The sequence below is a fragment of the Kosmotoga sp. genome (genome assembly GCF_982836095.1).
The window spans coordinates 557-3,449 of record NZ_CEYIHJ010000083.1; the positions used below are offsets into that span (position 1 = coordinate 557).

Below are 2,893 nucleotides of genomic sequence, written 5' to 3' on the forward strand. Positions count from 1 at the left end.
CTATCCAATCAGTCTCTGGAAAAACGTTCTGCGGTACAGGTTGGAGATCCATTTATGGAGAAGCTTCTACTTGAAGCTTGTCTGGAACTATTCGAAACTGATAGCGTTGTGGGAATACAAGATCTCGGTGCAGCTGGTCTGACTTCTGCGTGCAGCGAAACTGCAAGTCGAGGAAACAGTGGAATAGATCTTGATGTAGCTTTTGTGCCAAAACGCGAAGAGGGGATGTCCCCCGTTGAGGTGATGATTTCTGAATCACAGGAAAGAATGCTTGTGATAGTCAAAAAGGGTAATGAAGCTGAGGTCGAACGCATTTTTAATAAGTGGGGACTTCATTCAGTCGTTATAGGCCACGTTACAGGTGACAAAATGCTTACAGTACGCGAAAACGGTACAATAGTTGCGCAGGTACCTGCTAAATCACTAGCTGAAGCCCCTGTTACGCACACAGAATCTAAAGTTCCTTCATATCTAAAAGAACTTGTAAAGCTTGAATCAAGGGCAATACCAATACCCGAAAACATGAATGAAGTGTTGCTCAAACTTCTGGCTTCTCCGAACATCACAAGCAAAGAGTGGGTTTATCAACAATATGACTATATGGTCCGAACAAACACAGTTGTAACTCCTGGATCGGATGCTGCGGTAATTAGTATCCGTGGTACAAACAAAGCTATAGCTTTGACAACAGACTGCAATGGTAGGTACTGCTTTTTGAATCCAAAAATTGGCAGCGCTATCAGTGTAGCAGAGGCCGCGAGAAACCTTGTTTGCACGGGCGCTAAACCATTGGCGATTACCGATGGGCTAAACTTTGGCAATCCCGAGTCACCAGAAGTATTTTGGCAGTTTGAACAGGCTGTAAAGGGCATTAGTGAGGCCTGTCAAATTCTTGGAATTCCTGTGATAAGCGGCAATGTTAGCTTTTACAATGAATCCGAGTCAAACGCGATCTACCCCACTCCCATTATAGGTATGGCCGGGCTTATCGAGAATCGCTCACACATCACCACACCTGGGTTTAAAAATAAGGGAGACGTTATTGTCTTAATCGGTGAGAACAAAGAAGAACTTGGAGGCAGTGAATACCTTAAAGTGATTCATGGTCTAGAAAAAGGTGAGGTTCCCCAACTCGATCTTGAAGTAGAACGAAGGGTGCAGGCTTTTTGTCTTGAATGCATCGCAGATGGGCTTGTAAAGTCGGCTCATGATTGCAGCGATGGAGGACTTGCAGTGGCGTTAGCTGAATCATGCATTTCAGGGAATATTGGGGCAGAATTACATGTTAACAAGACAATGAGAACAGATGCTCTGCTTTTTGGTGAAAGCCAATCCCGAATTATCATTAGCATTGATGCTGAATTATTACCAACCATTATAGAAAAGGCTCATACAAAAAACTTGGCATATGAAGTCTTAGGGACTGTAACAGGTCAGGCTCTTCGTATTTATGTTAACGACCGACTGGAAATCGATACCCCCCTTGAAAGGATTAGACAGGCATGGCGGGAGGCTTTGAAATGTGCAATGGGGAAATAATTCCAAAAGATAGCTTCAAAGATGAATGCGGTGTATTCGGTATCTATGGAGATCAAGATCCCGGAATATCCCGCCTGACTTACTATGGCCTGTATGCACTGCAACACAGGGGACAGGAAAGTTGCGGGATTGCAGTGAGTACTGGAAAAAACATAGAGTTTCACAAAGGAATGGGACTGGTTGCTGAGGTGTTTAGTGATGAGATTTTAGAAACGCTGCAGGGTGGCATTTCCTGTGGTCATGTCAGATACTCCACTTCGGGACAAAGCAATATCAGCAACGCCCAACCGCTCGTGGTTAAATACTGGAATGGGAACCTCGCATTGGCCCACAATGGAAATCTGGTGAATGCAGAGGAACTCAGGAAGGAGCTAGAGAGAGAAGGGGCGATTTTTCAGACATCGGTTGACAGTGAGATAATAGCGAATTTGATTTCCAGACTGGATCAGGGGAACATTGTTGAAGCGATTAAAAAGGCTATGAAAATCGTCAAAGGTGCATATGCTCTGGTACTGGCAACCAGGACACAGCTAATTGGAATCCGGGATCCCAATGGTATTCGCCCCCTCTCTTTAGGGAAAAAAGGTAATAGCTTGATATTTTCTTCGGAAAGTTGTGCTTTTAATACCATTGGGGCACAGCTACTACGGGATGTAGAACCTGGTGAAATCGTTGTTGTCGATGAAGATGGGCTTCAAAGCTATTTTGTGGACCTTCCAAGAAAAGACAAACTGTGTATCTTTGAATACATATATTTTGCACGGTCAGACAGCAACATAAGAGGAAAAAATATTTACATGGCGCGGAGACGTGCTGGAGAGATTTTGTTCAGTGAACACCCTGCAAAGGCAGATGTGGTTATCTCCGTACCAGATTCCGGGACTTCCGCAGCTATGGGTTATGCCCAAGCTGCAGGAATCCCCTTTGCGGAAGGTCTAGTGAAGAATCGCTATGTTGGCAGAACTTTTATTCAGCCTAAGCAAAGTATGAGAAAAATCGGAGTAGCTTTGAAATTGAACGTACTTGAAAACATTGTGCGAGGCAAAAGAGTGGTGCTGGTAGATGACTCCATTGTGAGAGGCACAACGATAACCGAGCTTGTTGAAAAGCTTCGTATCGCAGGTGTTTCGGAAGTTCACTTGCGAGTGAGCTCTCCTCCGGTTACGTACCCCTGTTATTTCGGCATTGATACACCCTCAAAGAAGGAACTCGTGGGCGCCAACCTGAGCATTAATGAAATTCAAAAAAAACTCGGTGTTGATAGCATTGGTTATCTTAGTCTTCAGGGTTTAATCGAAGCTATCGGCAAGGAAGATAACTACTGTGAAGCCTGCTTTAGCGGCAGCTATCCCAT

Annotated in this window: 2 protein-coding genes; both read left to right on the plus strand. The window is 44.5% G+C overall.

Annotated elements, in window-relative coordinates; all coding sequences use genetic code 11:
• A partial coding sequence (gene purL, locus AC3LHT_RS06515) for a phosphoribosylformylglycinamidine synthase subunit PurL (RefSeq protein ID WP_488662331.1) occupies positions 1-1,539 on the plus strand: 1,539 nt, incomplete at its 5' end.
• Positions 1,521-2,893, plus strand: a 1,373-nt coding sequence (purF, locus tag AC3LHT_RS06520) for an amidophosphoribosyltransferase (RefSeq protein ID WP_488662332.1), incomplete at its 3' end; no start/stop codon positions are given. The genes purL and purF, both read left to right, overlap by 19 nt.